We start from the raw sequence: 23,016 nt of genomic DNA on the forward strand, positions 1-23,016 counted from the left end.
GCTACAGTTGTCTACGGGCCTTGCGCTCTACTTCTTCGCGGCGGGTTTTAAATTCAGCAAGCGCTTTAGCTCTCTGCTGCTTTACTTTTTCGCTTCGCTGTCTGATCAGTAATTGAATTAAATGCAAAACCAGCACAGCAAAAATAGAAAGACCGATAATCATTTCAGCCTTCATAACTTTCACCGCTTTTTAGCTTATCAATTGTTTTCATTGCTTCGGCTAAAGCAAAATCACGCCCTAAATAATTCCCATCATTTAAAACGCTATATGCCGTTTTCATCGTAATGGCATTGCGCGGGCATTTATGAATGGTGAAGCCACGATAAATATAACTATGGCGGCTTAATTGTATTAACTGGCCCGTCATCTCATCGACTCCTTACAGACCAATCCACAGCAGCCAGGCATCACGCTGCTCTTTCGGACGGTTGTAGAAGGCATCGCGCATCGCGCGGTTGAACTCAGGGATGTAGATCCAGTTCTCAGCACGGGCGCCCAGGCTTTCCGGGTTCTTCCACGGGATGATCGGCAACTTACCGTCTTCAATCATGCTCTTAACCGTGGCGGGCTTCTTACCGATTAACTCGGCAAATTTAGGGTATGGAACCGCGTCAACGGCGTGACGCACTTCAATGAACCCCTCTAACTCTTTCTCTGTCATGTGTCATAATCCCCATCGGCGCTAGGCGCTTATTTCGGCTTGTAACTGCTTATATTGGCGGTTGCTCATGGTAGAGATTACCACCCTTAAGGAGAATGTTATGGTAGAAATCCCTACCCCGTCAAGCGGCGTGGGTGAAAAAATCAGAGCTATCAGGGATGCGGAGGGGTTAACAAGGCAGCAATTCTTTGAATTAACTGGAATACCTGCTGGCACGCAGAAGTATTACGAGACAGGAAGAGTGGAGAGTATTGGTAGCGATATCTTGCTTAAGATCACTCAGCATTCACGTTTCGCAAAATACACGCTCTGGCTTATGACTGATAAGACCGCCCCTCAAGCTGGTCAAATCGCACCGGCCCTCGCACACATTGGGCCAGAGTCAACTGGATCAGACCGCTCCGAGAAACAAACTGGTTAACTGTTTATAAACATTACATTTTCACTATCTGTTATCAGGATGGGGAAATAAACGCCGGAGGGCTTTCTTATGTCGATTAAGAAGCTTGAAGGTGGTCAATATGAAGTGGACGTATGGCCGCGCGGACGTAACGGAAAACGTATCCGCAGGCGATTTGAGAAGAAACAAGAGGCAGTTCTTTTTGAGCGTTATGTATTAGCCAACGCCGACAAAAAAGAATGGCTGGGCGCGAGCGTTGACCGACGCACCTTAAGCGAGTTGTTAGATACCTGGTGGCTGCTATATGGACAGACTCAGGAAAATGGCGAGATTGAAAAGCGGCACCTGAATAAAACAATCAGGGCGCTTAGTGATCCAGCCGTTAACCGACTGAACAAGCGAATGATTGCACAGCACCGAAGCCAACGGCTGGAAGACGGTATCAGCGCAGCAACGATCAACCGGGATATTTACCGCTTGTCCGGGATGTTCAGCACGTTGATAAAGCTGGAAGAGTTCAGGAAGGAAAACCCCTGTAAGGGTCTGGAACCACTGAAAGAAGCACCGCCAGCTATGACCTACCTCGCCAAATCAGAGATCAGCAAATTGCTGGATACTCTGACCGGCGACGATCGACGCGTAGCACTGTTATGCCTAAGCACCGGCGCACGCTGGGGCGAAGGTAGCACGCTGCGAGGCGAGCAGGTAAATCACGGGCGCGTGACGTTTCTTAAGACCAAAAACGGGAAAAAGCGCACGGTTCCGATATCGGAAGAACTGGAGAAAGAGATCAAGACCAGCGACACCGGGCCACTGTTCAAAGTTGACTATGAAAACTTCTGCGAACGGCTCAGACAGGTTAAGCCCGATTTACCACGCGGGCAGGCCACGCATGTGCTTCGGCATACATTTGCAAGCTGGTTCATGATGAACGGGGGGAACATTATTGCGTTACAGCAAATTCTGGGGCACGCCAGCATACAACAGACGATGGTTTATGCTCACCTTGCACCTGATTACCTGCAACACGCAGTAACGTTAAACCCTCTCGGTGGCGGGTTGGCGGTGTGACAATGTTGTCTACATCTTGTCTACACCCGTAACGCTATATCCTTCTTGTAACTGCTTATGGCTGTTGCAAGAATGGTTGATTTATAAGGGATTTATTCTAAGTACCTGATAAAAAAAACCCCCACATCATGTGGGGGAAGACAGGGATGGTGTCTATGGCAAGGAAAACAGGGTTTACTGGTTACTACGGGTACTGCTATTGCTACTGAAAAGCGTCATATCTGAGCTTCGCTGCATCCGTGCAACCTCACGCAACTGGTTCATACGTTGCTGATGTTTGGTATTCAAAACCGCTTGCTGCTCGGGCGTTAGCAGGTGGAACATCTGGTTGCGAACCTTCGCCATTTCTACCTGGCGGGCAACCTGTTCCTGCGCCATTTTTTCTGCCTGAGCGCGTACAGCGCTTTCGTCAAAATTTTCTGCGGTGACAAGGCGATGCATTGTCTCCATTTCGCTAACATTAACAGGGGGCTGGTCGTGTCGTGCCCTCTGCATCAGATCTCGCATCTGTTGACGCTGATGTTCGGTTAAACTTATGCCGTCAAACATATGGCTTTGGCTGCTGTGCTGCGTTGCGCCCTCTGCTGAGGAACCGTTATCGCTGTTGATAGCTACAGCAGCCTGGCTAAACGCACAGAAGGCCAGCGTTGAGGCCATGACGGCAGCGGTAACTTTGCGCATCACTTGCTCCCAAAATCTTTCGTGTCGCGATTCAACGAGAGACAGTCTACGATTCAGGCTGCAAACATGCGTCAGGGGGTGTAAAACAACGTAAAGTCATGGATTAGATAGCCTTGATGTCGTAATTTCTGCCTCGGAGGTATTTAAACAATGAATAAAATCCTGTTAGTTGATGATGACCGAGAGCTCACATCTCTTTTAAAGGAGTTGCTCGACATGGAAGGTTTCAACGTCCTGGTTGCCCATGATGGGGAACAGGCGCTGAGTCTCCTTGACGACAGCATCGATTTACTTTTGCTCGACGTCATGATGCCGAAGAAAAACGGTATTGATACGTTGAAAGAGCTTCGCCAGACACACCAGACCCCCGTCATTATGCTGACCGCGCGCGGCAGCGAGCTTGACCGCGTACTCGGCCTTGAGCTGGGTGCGGATGACTATTTACCTAAGCCGTTCAACGACCGTGAACTGGTGGCCCGTATTCGCGCGATCCTGCGCCGCTCTCACTGGAGCGAGCAGCAGCAGAATACCGACAACAGCTCACCTACGCTGGAAGTGGACTCCCTGAGCCTGAACCCGGGCCGCCAGGAAGCGAGCTTCGACGGTGAAACGCTGGAGCTAACCGGCACCGAGTTCACCCTGCTGTATCTGCTGGCGCAGCATCTCGGCCAGGTGGTGTCGCGTGAACACTTGAGCCAGGAAGTGCTGGGTAAACGCCTTACCCCGTTTGACCGCGCCATCGATATGCATATCTCGAACCTGCGCCGTAAGCTGCCGGAGCGTAAAGACGGTCACCCCTGGTTTAAAACCCTGCGTGGTCGCGGTTATCTGATGGTTTCCGCTTCATGATAGGCAGCTTAACCGCCCGCATCTTCGCCATCTTCTGGCTGACGCTGGCACTGGTTTTAATGCTCGTTTTGATGTTGCCAAAACTCGACTCACGCCAGATGACGGAGCTGCTCGACAGCGAGCAACGTCAGGGCGTGATGATCGAGCAGCACGTGGAAGCGGAGCTGGCAAACGATCCGCCGAACGATTTAATGTGGTGGCGCAGGCTGTTTCGCGCTATCGACAAGTGGGCGCCCCCCGGACAACGTCTTTTACTGGTCACCAGTGAAGGCCGCGTGATTGGGGCCGATCGCAATGAAATGCAGATTATCCGCAACTTTATTGGCCAGGCGGATAACGCCGATCACCCGCAGAAAAAGAAATATGGTCGGGTAGAAATGGTGGGCCCTTTCTCGGTGCGGGATGGGGAAGATAACTACCAGCTCTACCTGATTCGCCCCGCGAGCAGTTCCCAGTCCGACTTCATCAACCTGCTATTTGACCGTCCGCTGTTGCTGTTGATTGTCACCATGCTGGTTAGTTCCCCGCTGCTGTTATGGCTGGCGTGGAGCCTGGCGAAACCGGCGCGTAAGCTGAAAAACGCGGCGGACGAAGTGGCGCAGGGCAACCTGAGGCAGCATCCGGAGCTGGAATCCGGGCCGCAGGAGTTCCTGGCCGCCGGAACCAGTTTTAACCAGATGGTGAGCGCGCTTGATCGAATGATGACGGCCCAGCAACGTCTGCTGTCGGATATCTCCCACGAGCTGCGAACGCCGCTCACGCGTTTACAGCTGGGTACCGCCCTGCTGCGCCGTCGCAGCGGTGAGAGCAAAGAGCTGGAGCGTATTGAAACGGAAGCGCATCGCCTGGACAGCATGATCAACGATCTGCTGGTGATGTCGCGCAATCAGCAGAAAAACGCGCTGGTGAGCGAAACGGTGAAAGCCAATCACCTCTGGCATGAGGTGCTGGACAACGCGGCCTTCGAAGCGGAACAGATGGGCAAATCCTTCACCGTCAATTTCCCGCCGGGCCCGTGGCCGCTGTACGGTAACCCCAACACGCTGGAAAGCGCGCTGGAGAATATCGTGCGTAACGCCCTGCGCTACTCGCACACGAAGATTGAAGTGGCGTTTTCGGTGGATAAAGACGGGATCACTATCATCGTGGACGACGACGGTCCAGGCGTCAGCCCGGAAGATCGCGAGCAGATTTTCCGTCCGTTCTACCGTACCGACGAGGCGCGCGACCGTGAATCTGGCGGTACGGGGCTGGGTCTGGCGATTGTTGAAACCGCCATGCAGCAGCACCGTGGCTGGGTGAAAGCCGATGACAGCCCGCTGGGCGGTCTGCGGTTAACGCTGTGGCTGCCGCTGTATAAGCGTTCGTAATCCCCTCACCCTAACCCTCTCCCCATAGGGGAGAGGGGACGGCTCGGTGCGGTCTTTTCACCCTCGCCCCTTTGGGGAGAGGGCCGGGGTGAGGGGCAATTATTTCCCCCACAATCTCCGCGAACTGCTCTCGATCTTGCCGCTTATCCGCCGCTTCTGCATCGTTCTGGTCCAGCTGGTGGATAATCCTGCCGCTGACAGCAGGCGGTGAAACTGTTCATCGTCGAAGGGCATATGCCAGGCAATGGCACAGGCCTCGTATACCGACACCTCACTCAGGCGCGAAGCCAGCTCAAGCGGCGCATCCGCCGAAATCTGTCCCGCCTGCACAACGCGATACAGCCAGCCGGTTTTACCCGCGTTTTGCAGCTGGGCCGACATATCCTGAATGCCAAAATGGTAGTTAAGCTTGAAGCACGGCGAGCGCGGCTGGGTGACCTGAATCAGAGCATCGCCCCAGCGATAAATATCGCCAATAAAGACGTTCTTCTCCGTCAGCCCTTCCGTTGAGAGATTTTCGCCAAACGCGGGGGCGACGAAGAGGTCCGCCTGTTCAGGAAATTCGGTTTTCCAGTGCTGATAGTGCTCGCGCGGATAGTGGCACAGCGCGCGATCGGGCCCGCCGTGGATTTTCTTTTCGGCCTGCTGGTCGCCCGCCAGACCAAGCTCGGTAAGCGTCAGCTCACCGTCGACCTGCACTTTGGCGATAGCGCTCGGGCGACTGCCTTCGTACTCCCTTACCTTGCCTGTAAACACATTCACCGGGTAATGCATCTCCACTCCTTCAGATACAAAAAAAGCGAGTCATCAGACTCGCTTCTCACAGGCGTCAATGCAACCTTATTTTTTAGCGGCGAAACGCGCTGCTGCTTCGTCCCAGTTCACTACATCCCAGAAGGCTTTGATGTAGTCAGGGCGACGGTTCTGGAACTTCAGGTAGTAAGCGTGTTCCCACACGTCCAGACCCAGAATTGGGAAGCCGGATGCGCCAGAGATAGCTTCACCCATCAGCGGGGAGTCCTGATTTGCGGTTGAAACGACCGCCAGTTTGTCACCTTTCAGGACCAGCCACGCCCAGCCAGAGCCGAAACGGGTTGCAGCGGCTTTTTCGAATTCCGCTTTGAAGTTGTCAACGGAACCGAAGTCACGCTCGATAGCCGCTTTCAGGTCGCCCTGAAGGGTGGTGCCGGTTTTCAGGCCTTTCCAGAACAGGCTGTGGTTAGCGTGACCGCCCGCGTTGTTGCGCAGCACGGTTTTCTTGTCTGCTGGCAGCTGGTCCAGTTTGGTGATCAGCTCTTCAACAGGCAGATTAGCGAACTCTGGCAGGCTTTCCAGCGCAGCATTCGCGTTATTCACGTAGGTCTGGTGATGTTTAGTGTGATGGATTTCCATCGTCTGCTTGTCGAAATGCGGTTCCAGTGCGTCGTAGGCATACGGCAGGGATGGCAGTGTATAACTCATAATCCTCTCCATTATTGTCGGGCGGCACAGCTGTTAATGCCGCGTAAGCAGTTGGTTCATTATAGTTAATTAAATGATATTGAAAATGATTATCAATGCCGTAGTTTTTATAAGGTTATTCGGTTTTTAAGAAATGAAGGAATTGTGAGTCTGCTCACGCGGTTAACGTGCTGATTGCCATTCAAAACAAAAGTGCGGCAACCTTCTGAAGGTTCCCAAACCGCCTAATTTTTACACTCATCAAGTCGGCGGGAAGCCTCCGGCTATAAAAACGATGAGGATGTAAAAATGAATCATGCGATTACGATGGGTATTTTCTGGCATTTGATAGGCGCGGCCAGTGCAGCCTGTTTCTATGCCCCGTTTAAAAAGGTGAAAGGCTGGTCATGGGAAACCATGTGGTCCGTTGGCGGTACCGTGTCCTGGCTGATTTTGCCGTGGACAATCAGCGCCATGCTGCTGCCCGATTTCTGGGGCTACTTCTCCTCCTTCAACGCCTCCACCCTGCTGCCGGTATACCTGTTCGGCGCGATGTGGGGTATCGGTAATATCAACTACGGCCTCACCATGCGCTACCTCGGAATGTCGATGGGGATTGGCATCGCGATCGGCATTACGCTGATTGTTGGCACCCTGATGACGCCAATCCTCAACGGCAACTTCGATGTGCTGATCAACACCCAGGGTGGGCGAATGACGCTGCTGGGCGTGCTGGTTGCGGTGATCGGCGTGGGAATTGTCACCCGCGCGGGCCAGTTGAAAGAACGCAAGATGGGCATCAAAGCCGAAGAGTTCAACCTGAAGAAAGGGCTGCTACTGGCGGTGATGTGCGGCGTCTTCTCGGCGGGCATGTCGTTCGCGATGAACGCCGCCAAACCGATGCACGACGCCGCTGCGGCGCTGGGCGTCGACCCGCTGTACGTTGCCCTGCCAAGCTACGTGGTGATCATGGGCGGCGGCGCACTGGTAAACCTCGCCTTTTGCTTCATTCGTCTGGCAAAAGTGAAGAATCTGTCGGTAAAAGCCGACTTCTCGCTGGCAAAACCGCTGATCGTCACCAACGTCCTGCTTTCCGCCCTCGGCGGTCTGATGTGGTATCTGCAATTCTTCTTTTACGCCTGGGGTCACGCCAGTATTCCGGCGCAGTATGACTACATGAGCTGGATGCTGCACATGAGCTTCTACGTGCTGTGCGGCGGGCTGGTTGGGCTGGTACTGAAGGAGTGGAACAACGCCGGGCGTCGTCCGGTTGGCGTGCTGAGCCTGGGCTGCGTGGTGATTATTATTGCGGCCAATATCGTCGGCCTCGGCATGGCGAACTGATTACGCTGCCTTTCGACTGCGATGACGCCACTGAACCGGCGTCATCCCCACCTCACGGTTAAACACCACCGAAAAGTAGTTACTGTCCTCGAAGCCGCAGCGCATCGCCACTTCACTCACCATCAGCTCCGTATGCTGTAACAGATACTGAGCGTGGCAGATGCGCAGCTGGCGCAGATAGTGGTTTACCGTCATCCCCGTCTGGGTGCGGAACTGCTGACGCAGCGCGCGCTCGCTGCACTGCTCCTGCTCGCAGAATTTTTCCAGCACGAAACTCTTGTTAAGACTGCCCGCAAGCCGGGTGATGAGCTTATCCAGCAGCGCTTCCTGCGTGGTGGCGGAGGGATTATCCGTAGCGTAACGATGGCGCTTCAGGGTCATCACCAGCTGGGCAAAAAGCAGCTCCGACATCTGGTTTGCCACCGGATCGCTCTTCTGGCTCTCCTGCTCCAGCTGGGAAATCGTCTGGCGCACCTGAGCCATGCCGTTGCTGCTTAAGCGCCAGTGCGGTTCGCCTCTGGCATCATGTAAACCGGGGATATTGCCCGCCCAGTCGACATTCAGTTTAAGCCTGTCAGGGCAGTAGATGACGTTCTGCAACACCAGATCGTTAACCGAGGCGTAAGAGTGTTTATCTTCGGCGCGGATGTAGAACAGGTCTCCGCGCGTGATGCGGTAGGGACGGTCGTTGAGGACGTGCAGGCCGTTGCCCCGCCACACCAGCACCAGCTCGCAGAACTCGTGGGTATGCTCGGCAAAGACGTTTTGCGGATAGCGGTCCGCCACCGCGACGGCCTGACTCGAGGAGGCAAAAAAATCATCTTTACGAAGAATTAACTGAGCAGCCACACCACAACCTCGACGGCGAATAACCGGACATTATTAGCCTTTCTGCGGTAAAAAAACGGTGACTGCCCTCGCGTTACTGAAGCAACGCGTCTTTCCCCTGACGGATATCGCGCGGCGACCAGCTAAATTCCCGACGAAACAGCGTTGAAAAGTGGTTACTGTCGCCGAAACCGCAGCGATAGGCGATATCCGTGACGCTTTCATCCGTGTGCCTTAAAAGGTGACGCGCTTTGATCAGGCGCAGACGGTTGAGGTAGCGCTGCGGCGTCAGCCCGGTATGCTGCTTGAGCTGACGATGCAGCGTGCGCAGCGAGAGCGAAAAGTCATCCGCCAGCGTTTCCCAGCAGACATCGTCGGCAAAATGATCTTCCAGCCAGGCCATCAGCTGATTCAGGCGCGCGTCGTTATTTTCCAGCCCTTCCACCAGGCTGCTGCGCCGCAGCAGCACCAGCAGCTGCATAAACAGCATCTCGCGGGTAGCAATGGCGTGCGTCTCCTGTCCATCCTCGCTCTGCTCCATCTGGCTTACCAGCTGACGCACCTGCTGCAACGTGGACTGATTCACCCGCCAGTGCGACGGATAATGGCCGTCCTTCTCCTGCGGCAACAGCTGATTCAGCCCGGAGAGAAACTGAAACGCATCCGGAGAACGATAGAGCACATTGGTCAGGCACAGGTTATCGGTATGTTCATACAGGTGCCTGTCGTGATCGCGCACGAAGCACACCGTACCGCCGCTGATGGTATACGGCTGACCATTAAACACGTGGATGCCCGTTCCGTGCTCAACAATCACAATTTCATGAAAATCATGATGATGTTCCGGGAACGCAGCCTGAGGCAGCCGTGGCTCAATCGCAACCGGCGAAGCCCCCGAAGGAAAAAAATCGACGCTGTGCAGTACGGTCATAACGGCCTCTACCAATGAGAAAAGTTCTCAAAATAGTAATTAAGGCCTTCCCCGCTCACCTTAAATTTTTGACAGCAAACCGCGCAAAAGCTGCCGGTTTTTCAAGAAACAGGCGGAAAGATCGGGAAATGCGGTCAGCGTCACACTGCCTGCAAACCCCGCGATTACTGGAAACTGTGAACTCCATCACGTTCATCTTTGCTTTCTTGCCAGCGCGAGATTTGGGCTGTCAGTGGCGAGAAGGTGGCTATTTCTTCCCTTTCTTACACTCCTCGCTAATGACTTAAGAAAGGACCCGACCATGACTTTTCGCCATTGTGTGGCTGTCGATTTAGGCGCATCCAGCGGCCGTGTAATGCTCGCCACCTGGGACTGCGACCTGCACACCCTTACGCTTCGCGAAATGCACCGTTTCGCCAATTGTCTGCAAAAACAGGACGGTTTTGTTACCTGGGATATCGACGCCCTGGAAGCAGAGATCCGCACCGGACTTCACAACGTCTGCGAAGACGGTATTCGCATCGACAGTATCGGCATTGATACCTGGGGTGTGGATTACGTGCTGCTGGACAGTCACGGCGAACGCGTCGGCCTGCCGGTCTCCTACCGCGACAGCCGCACCGATGGGCTGATGGCGCACGCCATCGCGCAGCTTGGCAAGGAGAACATCTATGGTCGCAGTGGCATCCAGTTTCTGCCGTTTAACACGCTGTATCAGCTACGTGCGCTGGTTGAGCAACAGCCTGAGCTGGTCGAAAAGGTGGCACATGCGCTGCTGATCCCGGACTACTTAAGCTACCGTCTGACCGGCAATATGAACTGGGAATACACCAACGCCACCACCACGCAGCTGGTCAACATCAACACCGATAACTGGGATGAACATCTGCTGGCCTGGACGGGCGCCTCGCCGTCCTGGTTCGGCGCGCCAACCCATCCGGGCAATGTAATCGGTCACTGGCTTTGCCCGCAGGGGAATGAAATCCCTGTTGTCGCCGTCGCCAGTCACGACACCGCGAGTGCGGTCATTGCCTCGCCGCTCGCCGACAAAGATGCGGCCTATCTCTCTTCCGGCACCTGGTCACTGATGGGCTTCGAGAGCAAAACCCCGTACACCAGTGATGCCGCGATGGCGGCGAACATCACCAACGAAGGCGGTGCCGAAGGCCGCTACCGGGTGCTGAAGAACATCATGGGGCTGTGGCTGCTCCAGCGGGTGCTGAAAGAGCAGAACATCACCGACCTGCCCGCGCTTATCGCGGAAACCGAAACGCTGAAGGCCTGCACCTTCCTGATCAACCCGAACGACGATCGCTTTATCAACCCGGTGCACATGAGCGCCGAAATCCAGGCCGCCTGTTTTGAAGCGGGGCAGCCGGTACCTTCCCGCTCCGCCGAGCTGGCACGCTGCATTTTTGACAGTCTCGCCCTGCTGTATGCCGACATCCTGAGCGAGCTGGCTGACCTTCGCGGCAAACCGTTCACACAACTGCATATCGTGGGCGGCGGCTGCCAGAACCAGCTGCTGAACCAGCTCTGCGCGGATGCCTGCGGCATTACCGTGGTGGCAGGTCCGATTGAAGCCTCCACGCTCGGCAATATCGGCATTCAGCTGATGACCCTGGACGAACTTTCAAACGTCGACGATTTCCGTTCGGTGGTGACGGCGAATAACAGCCTGACCACCTTCACCCCCCATCCCTGCCATGAAATTGCCCGCTATCGGGCGCAGTTTCAGCAAAAACGACTGACTAAGGAGCTTTGCGCATGACCACTCAACTTGAACAAGCCTGGGACCTGGCTAAACAGCGTTTCGCCGCCGTCGGCGTGGATGTCGAAGAGGCGCTGCGCCAGCTCGACCGTCTGCCCGTCTCCATGCACTGCTGGCAGGGTGATGACGTCGCCGGTTTCGAGAACCCGGGCGGTTCCCTGACGGGGGGTATTCAGGCCACGGGTAACTACCCGGGCAAAGCGCGCAACGCCACCGAACTGCGTGCGGATCTGGAGCTGGCGCTGAGCCTGATCCCCGGGCCAAAGCGCCTGAACCTGCACGCCATTTATCTCGAATCCGACGAGCCGGTCGCGCGTAACGAAATCAAACCGGAACACTTTAAGAACTGGGTGGAGTGGGCGAAGGCCAACCGGCTGGGTCTGGATTTTAACCCGTCCTGCTTCTCGCACCCGCTGAGCGCGGACGGGTTTACCCTTGCGCACGCCAACGACGAAATCCGCCAGTTCTGGATCGACCATGTCAAAGCCAGCCGCCGGGTCTCGGCGTATTTCGGCGAGCAGCTTGGCACGCCATCGGTAATGAATATCTGGATCCCGGACGGCATGAAAGACATCACCGTAGACCGACTGGCCCCGCGTCAGCGTCTGCTGGCCGCGCTGGATGAAGCTATCAGCGAAAAACTGGACCCGGCGCACCACATCGACGCCGTCGAGAGCAAGCTGTTCGGCATTGGCGCAGAGAGCTACACCGTGGGCTCAAACGAGTTCTACATGGGTTACGCCACCAGCCGCCAGACCGCGCTGTGCCTGGATGCCGGCCACTTCCACCCAACCGAGGTGATCTCCGACAAAATCTCCGCCGCCATGCTCTACGTGCCGCGCCTGCTGCTGCACGTCAGCCGCCCGGTCCGCTGGGACAGCGACCACGTGGTGCTGCTGGATGACGAAACCCAGGCCATTGCCAGCGAAATCATCCGCCACGACCTCTTTGACCGCGTACACATTGGCCTCGACTTCTTCGACGCCTCCATCAACCGCATCGCGGCGTGGGTTATCGGCACCCGCAACATGAAGAAAGCCCTGCTGCGCGCGCTGCTGGAGCCTGTCGCCGCCCTGAAACAGCTGGAAGAAAACGGCGACTACACCGCGCGCCTGGCGCTGCTGGAAGAGCAGAAATCCCTGCCGTGGCAGGCGGTGTGGGAGATGTACTGCCAGCGTCACGATGCGCCTGCGGGCAGCCAGTGGCTGGACAACGTGCGGGCATATGAGGAAGACGTGTTGAGTCAGCGCGGGTAACAGCCCCCTCACCCCTGCCCTCTCCCCAAAGGGGAGAGGGAGCAAACCATCCCCTCTCACCTTTGGGGAGAGGGTTAGGGTGAGGGGTTCAACCTCACCGCGATAACTGGAAATGAAAACTATGCAGACCATCACCACTTCCTGGTTCGTCCAGGGCATGATCAAAGCCACCTCTGACGCCTGGCTCAAAGGCTGGGATGAGCGCAACGGCGGCAACCTGACGCTACGCCTGGACGACGCGGATATCGAGCCATTTGCCGCCGATTTCCACCAGAAGCCGCGCTATATCGCCCTGAGCCAGCCGATGCCGCTGCTCGCCAACACGCCGTTTATCGTCACCGGTTCCGGGAAGTTCTTCCGCAACGTCCAGCTCGACCCGCAGGCCAACCTTGGCGTGGTGAAGGTGGACAGCGACGGCGCGGGCTACCACATTCTCTGGGGACTGACGGACGACGCGGTGCCGACCTCTGAACTGCCGGCGCACTTCCTCTCCCACTGCGAACGCATCAAGGCGACCAATGGCAAAGACCGCGTGATCATGCACTGCCACGCCACCAACCTGATCGCCCTGACCTACGTGCTGGAAAATAATTCTGATTTCTTCACCCGCAAACTGTGGGAAGGCAGCACCGAGTGTCTGGTGGTGTTCCCGGACGGTGTCGGCATTCTGCCGTGGATGGTGCCGGGCACCGACGAAATCGGCCAGGCGACCGCAACGGACATGCAGAAGCACTCACTGGTGCTGTGGCCGTTCCACGGCGTCTTCGGCAGCGGCCCGACGCTGGATGAAACCTTCGGCCTGATCGACACCGCCGAGAAATCCGCGGAAGTGCTGGTGAAGGTCTATTCCATGGGCGGCATGAAGCAGACCATCACCCGGGAAGAGCTGATCGCCCTGGGCAAACGCTTTGGCGTCACCCCCATGCAGTCGGCGTTAGATCTGTACCAATAACAACATCGCGCCCCGCTCATTGAGACGGGGCGAAAACCACCTGCAATCCCTACAACTAACTCAAGTCAGTGGAGTAAAAGCAATGAAAATAAAAGCAAGCTTGATCCTCACCGTTGCCGCTCTGGCGTTGTCCGGTTCCGCTTTAGCAGAAGTGAAAATCGCCCTGGTGGCGAAGTCCTTAGGAAATGGATTCTTCGAGGCAGCGAACGTCGGCGCGCAGGAGGCGGCCAAAGAGTTAGGCGATGTGAAAGTGATTTATACCGGCCCGACCACCACCACGGCGGAAGCGCAGATCGAGGTGTTGAACGGGTTGATCGCCCAGGGCGTGGATGCGATCGCGATTTCCGCGAACGATCCGGACGCCGTCGTGCCGGTGCTGAAAAAAGCGATGCAGCGCGGCATTAAGGTTGTGTCGTGGGACTCCGGGGTGGCGAAAGCCGGACGCCAGATCCACCTCAACCCGTCCAATAATGCCCTGATTGGCGAAACCAACGTGAAGCTCGCCGCCGACGCGCTGAAAGCGCTGAACGTGGAGAAGGGCGACGTGGCGGTGCTGAGCGCCACGCCAACCTCCACCAACCAGAATACATGGATTGCGGAGATGAAAAAGGTGCTGCCGAAGTACCCGTCCGTCAATCTGGTGACCGTGGCCTACGGAGACGATCTCTCTGACAAAAGCTACCGCGAAGCGGTCGGCTTGCTGAAAACCTACCCCGAACTGAAAGTGATTGTTTCGCCATCGTCCGTGGGCATTGTGGCCGCTGCGCAGGCGGTGAAGGACCAGGGCAAGATTGGCAAAGTGTACGTCACCGGTTTAGGCCTGCCGTCCGAGATGGCGGGCGCGGTGAAGTCCGGCGCGAGCAAGAGCTTTGCCATCTGGAACCCGATCGACCTCGGCTATGCGGCAACCTACCTGGCGGATGACCTGGTGAAAGGCACGGCCACGAAAGGCGAGGCCAGCATGGGCAGACTGGGCAAAGTGAAGCTGGATGCTGACGGCAACGGCGCGATGGCCGAGCCGTTCGTCTACGATGCCAGCAATATTGATAAGTTCTCGAAAATCTTTTGATGCAATTTGTAGGCCGGATAAGCGTAGCGCCATCCGGCAAAAGGCGGGTGGCGCTGCCGCTTACCCGCCCTACAAATTCCTCTGTCCAGGAGAACTATCATGACCCCATTGCTACAGCTTTCTGGCATCACCAAGGTGTTCCCCGGCGTGCGTGCTCTTGAGAACGTGCAGCTTGCGCTGTGGCCCGGCAAAGTGACCGCCCTGATAGGCGAAAACGGCGCGGGCAAGTCGACGCTGGTCAAAGTGATGACCGGCATTTACCAGCCCGACGAGGGCGAAATTCTCTATAAAGCGATCCCCGTTCATCTCCCGACGCCGGAGTCGGCGCATAAAATGGGCATCACCGCCATTCACCAGGAAACTGTGCTGTTTGATGAACTCTCGGTCACCGAGAATATTTTTGTCGGTCAGTACCTTCACAAAGGCTTCCTGAAAAAGCTCGACTGGCCGGAAATGCACCGCCGGGCGCAGGCGATCCTCACGCGGCTGGAAGTGCAAATCGACCCGCGCGCGACGCTGAAAACCCTGAGCATCGCCCAGCGTCACATGGTGGCGATTGCCCGCGCGCTGTCGTTTGAGGCGCAGGTGGTGATCCTCGATGAACCGACGGCGGCGCTGTCGCAGCATGAAATCCTCGAGTTTTACCAGATTGTGGAGCGCTTAAAGCAGGAGGGCAAAGCCATCCTGTTTATCTCCCACAAGTTCGACGAGATTTTTGAGCTGGCCGATCACTACACTATTTTGCGCGACGGCGCGTTCGTCGGTGCAGGTGCAATAAATGAGATCACCGAGGAGCGGATGGTGTCGATGATGGTCGGGCGCGCCATTACCCAAACTTTCCCTAAAATCGACTGCGAAAAAGGCGAGACGGTGCTGGAGGTGAAAAACCTCTGCCATCCGACCGAGTTTGCGCATATCTCGTTCTCCCTGCGTAAAGGGGAAATCCTCGGCTTTTACGGGCTGGTGGGGGCCGGGCGTACCGAGCTGATGCAGGCGCTTTCCGGCGTCACGCGGCCATCGTCCGGGGAAATTATCCTCAACGGACAGCCCCGGCGCTTCCGCCAGCCTGCGGATGCGATCAAAGCCGGTATCGTCTGCGTGCCGGAAGAAAGACAGAAACAGGGGGCGATTATCGCCCTGCCGATTGCCCAGAACATCAGCCTGCCTCAGCTCAGCAAGCTCAATCCGAACGGTGTGCTGCATGACGACCGTGAATGGAAGCTGGCGGACGAGTACGCCAAACGCCTGCAAGTGAAAGCCTTCAGCTGGAAGCAGGCGGTGGAGACCCTCTCTGGCGGCAACCAGCAAAAGGTCGTGATCGGCAAATGGCTGGCGACGCACCCTGACGTGATTATCCTCGATGAGCCGACAAAAGGCATCGATATCGGCTCAAAAGCAGCCGTGCATCAGTTTATGTCCGAGCTGGTCAGTCAGGGGCTGGCGGTAATTATGGTCTCGTCCGAACTGCCGGAAGTGATGGGCATGGCGGATCGCATTATCGTCATGCACGAGGGGCTGATGGTGGCCGAGTACCAGGCGGGAGACGCGACGGCGGAAACCATCGTCAGCGCCGCCAGCGGTGCAAAACAGGAGGCGGCATAATGCTTAGCTCACTCTTAAAACACCGCGAAGCCCTGCTGGGCGCGGTGATTATCCTGATGATCGTCGCCATTGGCAGCCGCGTGCCATCGTTTATCGCGCCGGGCAACCTGGTGGAGATGTTTAACGACACCGCCATTCTGATCGTCCTCGCGCTCGGGCAGATGATGGTGCTGCTCACGAAAGGCATCGACCTGTCGATGGCGGCCAATCTGGCCCTGACCGGGATGATTGTCGCCCTGATTAATTTCCATTACCCGGACGTGCCCGTCTGGGCGCTGCTGATCCTTGCCAGCGTGCTTGGGCTGCTGATGGGCGCGATAAACGGCCTGCTGGTGTGGAAGCTGGGCATTCCGGCGATTGTGGTAACGCTCGGCACTATGAGCATCTACCGCGGAATGATCTTTTTGCTCTCCGGCGGCGGCTGGGTGAACTCAAACCAGATGGGTACAGATTTCCTCGGCCTGCCACGTGCGTCAGTGCTGGGCTTGCCGGTGCTGAGCTGGTGCGCCATCGCCGCGCTGCTGCTGGTGGGCTACTTCCTGCGCTACAGCCGCACCGGACGAGCGCTCTACACCGCAGGCGGTAATGCCACGGCAGCGTACTACACCGGGATCAACGCCGGAAAAATGCAGTTCATTAGTTTCTGCCTTTCCGGTCTGCTGGCCGGGTTCTGCGGCTACCTGTGGATATCGCGCTTTGCCGTTGCGTATGTTGACGTCGCTAACGGTTTTGAATTGCAGGTGGTGGCAGCCTGTGTGATTGGGGGGATCAGCACCATGGGCGGCACCGGGCGCGTGCTCGGCTGTCTGTTTGGCGCACTGTTCCTCGGGGTGATTAACAACGCCCTGCCGGTGATCGGCGTCTCCCCGTTCTGGCAGATGGCGATTTCCGGCACGGTAATTGTGATAGCGGTGCTGCTGAACGAGCGCGGCAATAAACGTAAAGGCCGATTGATACTGCGCGATGCGGCGCTGGCACGTCAGAAACTGGCGGTGAAATCATGAGCAAAATGATGACATCTGAAGCAATCAAACCCACTTCTGCGCCGGGCATCTTCCAGCGTCTGCTGTGCTGGGAGGGGTTCCTGCTGGCGGTGACGCTGGCGGTGTTCTTGGTGAACGCGCTCGCCTCACCCTACTTTCTCAATATCTGGAACCTCTCCGACGCGACGTTCAACTTCACCGAAAAAGCGATCATCGTGTTGCCGATGGCGATGCTGATTATCGCCAGGGAAATTGACCTGTCGGTAGCCTCCACCATCGCGCTCAGCTCCACGGTGATGGGCTTTTGCGCGGCGGCGGGCGTCGATACGCCGCTGCTGGTCTGCGTCGGATTAGGCGTCGGGCTACTGTGCGGGCTGTTCAACGGCATTCTGGTGACGCGCTTTAACCTGTCGTCCATCGTCATCACCATCGGCACGATGAGCCTGTACCGCGGGATCACCTACATTCTGCTCGGGGACCAGGCGCTGAACAGCTACCCTGAGAGCTTCGCCTGGTTCGGCCAGGGCTACGTCTGGGGCGCGCTGTCGTTTGAATTCGCGCTGTTTATCGTGCTGGCCGCTCTGTTTGCCTTTGTGCTGCACCGCACCAACTTTGGCCGCCGCACCTACGCCATCGGCAACAACCCGACCGGCGCGTGGTACTCCGGCATCAACGTGAAGCGCCACAACCTGATCCTCTTCGCACTGGTTGGGCTGATGTCCGGCCTGGCGTCGGTGCTGCTTACCTCGCGTCTGGGCAGCACCCGCCCGACCATCGCGATGGGCTGGGAGCTGGCGGTGGTGACGATGGCGGTGCTCGGCGGCGTCAATATTCTCGGTGGGTCCGGCAGCATGGTGGGCGTGATTATCGCCGCCTTCCTGATGGGGCTGGTGACCTTCGGCCTGAGCCTGCTCAACGTGCCCGGCATTGTGATGTCGGTGATTATCGGCGCGATGCTGATCGTGGTGATTTCGCTGCCGATTATTACCCGCCGGATGATGCAGCGAAGACGGAATTAAATTGCCCCTCACCCCTGCCCTCTCCCCTGAGGGGAGAGGGTGAAAAGCCGCACCGAGCAGTCCCCTCTCCCCTCCGGGGAGAGGGTTAGGGTGAGGGGAACGGATTACCTCAAAAGCATATTAAGGAGAATTATCATGAGCTTTATGTTGGCACTCCCCAAAATCAGCCTGCACGGCGCGGGCGCGATCGGCGATATGGTCAATCTGGTGGCAAACAAACAGTGGGGAAAAGCGCTGATTGTCACCGACGGCCAGCTGGTGAAGCTGGGCCTGCTCGACAGTTTGTTTTCCGCGCTCGACGCCCATCAGATGTCGTATCACCTGTTCGATGAGGTCTTCCCAAACCCAACGGAAGCGCTGGTGCAGAAAGGCTATGCGGCATATCAGGATGCGGAGTGTGATTACGTGATTGCCTTCGGCGGCGGCAGCCCGATTGATACCGCCAAGGCGATCAAAATCCTCACCGCCAACCCCGGTCCGTCAACCGATTACTCCGGCGTCGGCAAAGTAAAAAACGCGGGCGTGCCGCTGGTGGCGATCAACACTACCGCAGGCACGGCAGCGGAGATGACCAGCAACGCGGTGATCATCGACGCCGCGCGTCAGGTTAAAGAGGTGATTATCGACCCGAACATCATCCCGGATATCGCCGTGGACGATGCCAGCGTGATGCTCGATATTCCGGCCTCCGTGACCGCCGCAACCGGCATGGACGCGCTAACCCACGCCATTGAAGCTTACGTCTCCGTGGGCGCACACCCACTGACCGATGCCAACGCGCTGGAAGCCATTCGTCTGATCAACCTCTGGCTGCCGAAAGCGGTCGACGACGGTCACAACCTGGAAGCGCGCGAGCAGATGGCTTTTGGGCAGTATCTGGCGGGCATGGCGTTTAACAGCGCCGGGCTGGGGCTGGTGCATGCTCTGGCGCACCAGCCGGGCGCGACGCACAACCTGCCGCACGGCGTGTGCAACGCCATCCTGCTGCCGATCATCGAAAACTTTAACCGCCCGAACGCGGTCGCCCGATTCGCCCGTGTGGCGCAGGCGATGGGCGTTGACACGCGCGGCATGAGCGACGAAGCGGCCAGCATGTCCGCCATTCAGGCGATTCGCGATCTGAGCGCCCGGGTCGGCATTCCGTCCGGATTTAGCCAGCTTGGCGTGACCAAAGCCGATATTGAAGGCTGGCTGGATAAAGCCCTCGCTGACCCGTGCGCGCCGTGCAACCCACGTACCGCCAGCCGCGATGAGGTCCGCGAGCTGTACCTGGAGGCATTATGATCCGCAAAGCGTTTGTGATGCAGGTAAACCCGGATGCGCACGAGGAGTATGCGCGCCGCCACAACCCGATCTGGCCTGAGCTGGAAGCGGTGCTGAAAGCCCACGGCGCGCACCACTACGCCATTTACCTCGACAAAGCCCGCAACCTGCTGTTTGCGACAGTGGAGATTGAATCGGAAGAGCGCTGGAACGCGGTGGCAAACACCGACGTCTGCCAGCGCTGGTGGAAACATATGGCTGACGTTATGCCGTCTAACCCGGACAACAGCCCGGTGAGTGCGGAGCTGAACGAGGTGTTTTACCTGGACTGATGAATACTCCCCCTGGAGGCCGCTCTACGGGGAGGCATTTTTCAGAATTAGACATGCATTTCATCCGTTTACAGCATCTCTTCTTCATGTAACCATCCTGATTAACCTTAAGATAAGTCAGGTTTTGGTGATGGATTACTGGCGAAAGCATTTCAACGGACAACCCCGCGTGACTAAATTATCCGATCACGTCAGATTCTCCGCATTTTGTGGCAGGGTAACCCTGCCACTTGCCTTTAGATGAACCATACATTTTTCCGGGCAGCCCCATTACAGGGTGGTACTGAGATAGCGTATGACACTGCTTTACGACTTCTTGATTAACAACCCTCAACATCATGGATGAATACATAACATGGGATTTTTCAAAGCTTATAAGAAAATTGACAATGGAAATAACCGGGGTTATGCCCGCTGGGGGAAATGGATTTGGGGTGCACTGATGCTGCCAGTAGTGGTTTATCTTGGCTGGTCGGTGTGGGCTGCGGTCTGGGGACCACCCTCAGGGCCGGTAACGCTGATTATTCACAGTGAAATTGACAGGCCCATTCTGGGGTTTAGCGTGAATGGCGTGGCGGGGGCGAATGCCTTTGCGCAAGGGGGGGAGGGGCAACCTGCTGTGGGAATATTAGCGGGGAGAAGGCTGAAATAATCTGGACGCTGGATATTACTCATGAACAATATCTTAAAGGTATGCGTCTCGAAACTCGTCGCACAGAAATGCCTATGCCAATACGGAAGCAGGGCGAAAATGATTTACACGTTCATTTCCTCCCGAGCGATAAAGTCCTGTTAGGATGGAGTGATAACGCATGGTCGCCTTATGAAACGCATCAGGAGAATGCTAATAACAGGGAAACAAAATAATGGGATGGTTCGGTAAATATCAAAAAATAGACAGCGCCGTGAATCGCGGTTATGCCCGCTGGGGAAAGTGGCTCTGGGGAGCACTGATACTGCCGGTGGTGATTTATCTTGGTTGGTCGGTATGGGCTGCGGCCTGGGGACCACCGTCGGGGCCGGTGACGCTGATTATTCACAGTGAAATTGACAGGCCTATCCTGGGGTTTAGCGTAAATGGCGTGGCGGGGGCGAATGCCTTTGCGCATGGCGGGGGTAAAGCCACCTGCTGCGGCAGTATTAGCGGTGATACTGCCGAAATAATATGGACTCTAAGTACGACGCGAGATCAATACAACGCAGGACTCCGTAAAGAAACTCGTCGTACAGAAATGCCTATGCCAGTACGGAAGCAGGGCGAAAATGATTTACACGTTCATTTTCTGCCTGGCGATAAAGTACTTTTGGGATGGAGTGATAACGCATGGTCGCCTTATGAAAAACGGCCAGAAGCGGCACACTTAAATACAATGGACAATAACTAATGGATATAGAAAGCCTCATTTCTGCGGCAAACCGGGCACAGCAGGCTGAAGATTACGGCATACACAATTGTTCACGCATCTGGCATGTGGGTTTCTTTTTCGATGGTATTCACAGGAATATTGAACAGGATGCGCCAGAGCAACGACTCAGTAATATTGCCCGTTTGTTTCGTGCATTTCCTGACGAAAGACAAAATACGTCAAGAGAAGCGTACGATACGGTCTACATATCAGGTCTTGGTACCCCCTTTAACGAGGATCTTTCTACCAAACTCACTGCATTAATAGATGGTACCAGAAGTAATGTGCAGGATGATCTCAAATCTCAGCCTGCTGAAATGGCGAAGGAAGCAGGCGGAGAATTACTTAAAGGCAGAAACTGGTATGAAATCCTGAAAAACGAAGGTGCAAAGCTGCTTAAACCCGCAGAGTGGAGAAAGCTGGGGAAAAATATAGCCACGAATGCACTTAAAAAAGCCAGCATCGAAGCTACCCCCTGGATACGTGATAACCCTGCTGTCGCAGATATGCTGGTAACAGGCGTTGATACGCGTATCGCCTCGGCGAAAATGCGCTTCGAGCGATTTTATGAGAGAGCAAAATCAGCCAGCCCGGTGCCCATTAAACTCATTTCTGTCTCCCTTTTCGGTTTTGACCTCGGCGCTACCCTGGCACGTAAATTCCTGGACAGTCTGCTGAAAGATATCTGTAAGAAAGAGGGGGATAAATACACCTACCAGGGCATACCCGTCGATATCGTCTTTACCGGCCTGTTTGACTGCTCGCGACGCACGTCGGCCAGCAACAACAACGGCGTGGATTACTTTATCTCTGCGTTTGGCGGGCCGATAAAAGGGATTAGCGTGTTGCTGGGAGACAAGTCCATCGACCAGGATACCCCCTTGCCTGAGTCGGTAAAGAAAAGCCTGCATCTGGTTGCCGCCCATGAAACCCGCGTCTGGCGCTGCCTGTACCGCACCGGCAATAACCCGGCGCACAAGGAAGAACTCTATCCCGGATGCGCGGAGGATATCGGCGGGGGCCTGAAACCGGACGAACAAAAGCCCAGTGCGGAACTCTGCCGCGTGGCGCTCCACAGGATGTACCGTGAGGCGACCATGGCGGGCGTGCCTTTTCCTGATTTTCAGTCGCTCGATGAAATAGATACTGATGTGGCTGCTTATTTCATCGTCCAGGACAACGTCAAAAACCAGTCCGTCCTGCAGTGGGCAGAGGCGTACCAGAGCGCACTACCCTTTACTTCATTAAGCACCGCATGCCAGAACCGTCATCTGGACAGCTATATCGACTGGCTGGGCCGTCAGTACTATCAGTACCGCACGGAATGCATGAAATATGAAAAACAGCGCGGCGATGTGCTGGCCTCTGCTGGCGCATCTGCGGGATTTGCAGGCATCACGCAGGAGGCGAAAGAGACCGCCGGGCAGTATGCAAATGAACTGGCCGTATTGCAGCAAAACTGGGGCTGGCTTGATGACGTGAAGGATGCCGCCATAAGGATGCGAAACAGTATGGAGCAGGACCCCAGGGACAAACGCAGGGATATCGTTCCAAGCGTATATGGACCCGCGCTGTGGCGTGCGAAGCGGTTTCTGGAATACTTCCACGCGGCAAATCTCGGTAAGCCCCGGCCATTACCCCTGGATACCGCACCGCCAGAAATGTACGCATGGTTCGTTCACGATCTGCAGACGGTCGACAAAGGGGCGGGTATTTCGCAGGACTTTTTTGCGATCCGCTCAATGGAGATGCCTGAAGCCTAAGTCATGCTGCCGCATTCGCGGCAG

General features: G+C 56.2%; 24 protein-coding genes and 1 pseudogene. 17 read left to right on the forward strand and 8 right to left on the reverse strand.

Annotated features, from left to right (window positions below; translation table 11 throughout):
• Nucleotide 1: 1 nt before the first annotated feature.
• From ACQG11_RS08895 to ACQG11_RS08905, 3 genes are read right to left on the reverse strand one after another with little or no spacing between them, the layout of a single operon-like run.
• The gene (locus ACQG11_RS08895) at nt 2-175 is read right to left on the reverse strand and encodes a hypothetical protein (RefSeq protein ID WP_170972971.1); all 174 of its coding nucleotides are present in this window, start codon (nt 173-175) and stop codon (nt 2-4) included.
• Complete coding sequence (locus ACQG11_RS08900; RefSeq protein ID WP_115259789.1) at nt 165-368, reverse strand: DUF4761 family protein; 204 nt, start codon at nt 366-368, stop codon at nt 165-167. Before ACQG11_RS08900 ends, ACQG11_RS08895 begins: the two co-directional genes overlap by 11 nt.
• Nucleotides 369-380: 12 nt before the next feature.
• Complete coding sequence (locus tag ACQG11_RS08905) at nt 381-662, reverse strand: Cox family DNA-binding protein (RefSeq protein WP_115259790.1); 282 nt, start codon at nt 660-662, stop codon at nt 381-383.
• Nucleotides 663-762: 100 nt separating this feature from the next.
• On the opposite strand from ACQG11_RS08905, the gene ACQG11_RS08910 reads away from it, so the two are divergent.
• Together ACQG11_RS08910 and ACQG11_RS08915 are read left to right on the forward strand one after the other, a co-directional pair.
• On the forward strand, nt 763-1,083 hold the full coding sequence (locus ACQG11_RS08910) for a helix-turn-helix domain-containing protein (RefSeq protein WP_000229411.1): 321 nt from the start codon (nt 763-765) through the stop codon (nt 1,081-1,083).
• A gap of 69 nt (nt 1,084-1,152) precedes the next feature.
• On the forward strand, nt 1,153-2,133 hold the full coding sequence (locus tag ACQG11_RS08915; protein WP_115259791.1) for a phage integrase: 981 nt from the start codon (nt 1,153-1,155) through the stop codon (nt 2,131-2,133).
• 174 nt (nt 2,134-2,307) lie between these two features.
• Here ACQG11_RS08915 and cpxP read toward each other — a convergent pair whose 3' ends face one another.
• Entirely contained in the window at nt 2,308-2,814 is a 507-nt protein-coding gene (gene cpxP / locus ACQG11_RS08920) for a cell-envelope stress modulator CpxP (protein ID WP_023305089.1), read from the reverse strand.
• Between the two features lie 150 nt (nt 2,815-2,964).
• Here cpxP and cpxR point away from each other — a divergent pair, with 150 nt between their 5' ends.
• A complete protein-coding gene (gene cpxR, locus ACQG11_RS08925; RefSeq protein WP_003862004.1) occupies nt 2,965-3,663 on the forward strand; it encodes an envelope stress response regulator transcription factor CpxR in 699 nt (232 codons plus the stop codon).
• The gene (gene cpxA / locus ACQG11_RS08930; protein ID WP_022649811.1) at nt 3,660-5,033 is read left to right on the forward strand and encodes an envelope stress sensor histidine kinase CpxA; all 1,374 of its coding nucleotides are present in this window, start codon (nt 3,660-3,662) and stop codon (nt 5,031-5,033) included. The genes cpxR and cpxA overlap by 4 nt, the downstream gene beginning before the upstream one ends.
• Before the next feature lie 99 nt (nt 5,034-5,132).
• Here cpxA and yiiM read toward each other — a convergent pair whose 3' ends face one another.
• Both yiiM and sodA read right to left on the reverse strand, forming a co-directional pair.
• Entirely contained in the window at nt 5,133-5,807 is a 675-nt protein-coding gene (gene yiiM / locus ACQG11_RS08935) for a 6-hydroxyaminopurine reductase (protein ID WP_046621326.1), read from the reverse strand.
• A gap of 66 nt (nt 5,808-5,873) precedes the next feature.
• On the reverse strand, nt 5,874-6,494 hold the full coding sequence (gene sodA, locus ACQG11_RS08940; protein WP_003861999.1) for a superoxide dismutase [Mn]: 621 nt from the start codon (nt 6,492-6,494) through the stop codon (nt 5,874-5,876).
• Nucleotides 6,495-6,782: 288 nt separating this feature from the next.
• Here sodA and rhaT point away from each other — a divergent pair, with 288 nt between their 5' ends.
• Entirely contained in the window at nt 6,783-7,817 is a 1,035-nt protein-coding gene (gene rhaT, locus ACQG11_RS08945) for an L-rhamnose/proton symporter RhaT (protein ID WP_426728316.1), read from the forward strand.
• On the opposite strand, the gene rhaR is transcribed toward rhaT, so the two are convergent.
• Both rhaR and rhaS (ACQG11_RS08955) read right to left on the reverse strand, forming a co-directional pair.
• A complete protein-coding gene (gene rhaR, locus ACQG11_RS08950) occupies nt 7,818-8,666 on the reverse strand; it encodes an HTH-type transcriptional activator RhaR (protein ID WP_426728317.1) in 849 nt (282 codons plus the stop codon).
• Nucleotides 8,667-8,739: 73 nt separating this feature from the next.
• Complete coding sequence (gene rhaS, locus ACQG11_RS08955) at nt 8,740-9,576, reverse strand: HTH-type transcriptional activator RhaS (protein ID WP_165716206.1); 837 nt, start codon at nt 9,574-9,576, stop codon at nt 8,740-8,742.
• A 301-nt stretch (nt 9,577-9,877) separates the two neighbouring features.
• Here rhaS (ACQG11_RS08955) and rhaB point away from each other — a divergent pair, with 301 nt between their 5' ends.
• The 12 genes and pseudogenes from rhaB (at nt 9,878) to ACQG11_RS09015 (ending at nt 22,992) form a co-directional block, all read left to right on the forward strand.
• Nucleotides 9,878-11,347, forward strand: coding sequence for a rhamnulokinase (gene rhaB, locus ACQG11_RS08960; protein WP_045308717.1), 1,470 nt, complete (start codon nt 9,878-9,880; stop codon nt 11,345-11,347).
• Nucleotides 11,344-12,603 carry an L-rhamnose isomerase gene (rhaA, locus tag ACQG11_RS08965; protein ID WP_022649817.1) on the forward strand — a complete coding sequence of 420 codons (1,260 nt, stop codon included), beginning with the start codon at nt 11,344-11,346 and terminating at the stop codon, nt 12,601-12,603. Before rhaB ends, rhaA begins: the two co-directional genes overlap by 4 nt.
• 121 nt (nt 12,604-12,724) lie before the next feature.
• A complete protein-coding gene (rhaD, locus tag ACQG11_RS08970) occupies nt 12,725-13,555 on the forward strand; it encodes a rhamnulose-1-phosphate aldolase (RefSeq protein ID WP_022649818.1) in 831 nt (276 codons plus the stop codon).
• 82 nt (nt 13,556-13,637) lie between these two features.
• Entirely contained in the window at nt 13,638-14,624 is a 987-nt protein-coding gene (rhaS, locus tag ACQG11_RS08975; protein ID WP_023298909.1) for a rhamnose ABC transporter substrate-binding protein, read from the forward strand.
• A gap of 99 nt (nt 14,625-14,723) precedes the next feature.
• Nucleotides 14,724-16,226 (forward strand): sugar ABC transporter ATP-binding protein, encoded by a 1,503-nt coding sequence (locus ACQG11_RS08980; RefSeq protein ID WP_023305095.1) that lies wholly within the window; start codon nt 14,724-14,726, stop codon nt 16,224-16,226.
• Nucleotides 16,226-17,230 (forward strand): ABC transporter permease, encoded by a 1,005-nt coding sequence (locus ACQG11_RS08985; protein WP_023305096.1) that lies wholly within the window; start codon nt 16,226-16,228, stop codon nt 17,228-17,230. The genes ACQG11_RS08980 and ACQG11_RS08985 overlap by 1 nt, the downstream gene beginning before the upstream one ends.
• The gene (locus tag ACQG11_RS08990) at nt 17,227-18,228 is read left to right on the forward strand and encodes an ABC transporter permease (RefSeq protein ID WP_032622004.1); all 1,002 of its coding nucleotides are present in this window, start codon (nt 17,227-17,229) and stop codon (nt 18,226-18,228) included. Before ACQG11_RS08985 ends, ACQG11_RS08990 begins: the two co-directional genes overlap by 4 nt.
• Nucleotides 18,229-18,363: 135 nt before the next feature.
• Nucleotides 18,364-19,512, forward strand: coding sequence for a lactaldehyde reductase (gene fucO / locus ACQG11_RS08995; protein WP_023305097.1), 1,149 nt, complete (start codon nt 18,364-18,366; stop codon nt 19,510-19,512).
• Nucleotides 19,509-19,823 (forward strand): L-rhamnose mutarotase, encoded by a 315-nt coding sequence (rhaM, locus tag ACQG11_RS09000; RefSeq protein WP_022649824.1) that lies wholly within the window; start codon nt 19,509-19,511, stop codon nt 19,821-19,823. The genes fucO and rhaM overlap by 4 nt, the downstream gene beginning before the upstream one ends.
• 355 nt (nt 19,824-20,178) lie before the next feature.
• Nucleotides 20,179-20,690, forward strand: a pseudogene (locus ACQG11_RS09005) (DUF3304 domain-containing protein).
• Nucleotides 20,690-21,208, forward strand: coding sequence for a DUF3304 domain-containing protein (locus tag ACQG11_RS09010; protein ID WP_421767871.1), 519 nt, complete (start codon nt 20,690-20,692; stop codon nt 21,206-21,208). Before ACQG11_RS09005 ends, ACQG11_RS09010 begins: the two are co-directional and overlap by 1 nt.
• On the forward strand, nt 21,208-22,992 hold the full coding sequence (locus ACQG11_RS09015; protein ID WP_426728318.1) for a hypothetical protein: 1,785 nt from the start codon (nt 21,208-21,210) through the stop codon (nt 22,990-22,992). The genes ACQG11_RS09010 and ACQG11_RS09015 overlap by 1 nt, the downstream gene beginning before the upstream one ends.
• The last annotated feature ends 24 nt before the right edge of the window (nt 22,993-23,016 follow it).

It is taken from the genome of Enterobacter cloacae complex sp. 372C4 (assembly GCF_050030615.1).
Lineage (GTDB): Bacteria > Pseudomonadota > Gammaproteobacteria > Enterobacterales > Enterobacteriaceae > Enterobacter > Enterobacter intestinihominis.